Below are 455 nucleotides of genomic sequence, written 5' to 3'. Positions count from 1 at the left end.
CTGTGGCTGATGCTGCTCTGGGCGCTGCTCGCCACCACGTTGCGCCATTGCCTGGCCTGGAGCGCGCGGCCATGGTGGCTGGCCAGCGCACTTGGCGCGGTGGGCGGCGCATTGTCGTACTACGCTGGCGGACGGCTGGCCGGCGTGCAATTTCCCTACGGCGAGGCGGCGACGCTGATCGTCATCGGCCTGCTCTGGGCAGGCTTGTTCCCACTGTTGCATTTGATGGCGAGGCGTCTGGCGCCGTGAGCGTCCGTCAGCGCTTTCACACCCACGGCGATCACTGCCTTACACTGCCACGATGAAAACCATCCCCCACACCCAAATTGCCGAACCGGCGGTCACCTGCTCGACCTGTGCGGCGTGCTGCTGCCAGCTCGAAGTGATGCTGATCACCGACACCGGCGTACCTGATCGCTTTATCGATACCGATGAATGGGGCGGTGAAGTGATGC

At 64.4% G+C, this 455-nt stretch carries 1 protein-coding gene and 1 pseudogene; both read left to right on the top strand.

What is annotated here, in order from left to right:
• A partial coding sequence (locus J5M56_RS25230; protein WP_207938089.1) for a DUF2878 family protein occupies positions 1 to 249 on the top strand: 249 nt, incomplete at its 5' end.
• 52 nt (positions 250 to 301) lie between these two features.
• A pseudogene (locus J5M56_RS25225) lies at positions 302 to 455 on the top strand (YkgJ family cysteine cluster protein); the annotation flags it as partial.

The sequence above is a fragment of the Pseudomonas sp. 51_B genome, from assembly GCF_017491595.1.
GTDB lineage: Bacteria > Pseudomonadota > Gammaproteobacteria > Pseudomonadales > Pseudomonadaceae > Aquipseudomonas > Aquipseudomonas promysalinigenes.
The sequence above is the reverse complement of the archived record's forward strand: the minus strand, read 5'-3'. Positions and strand labels throughout refer to the sequence as shown.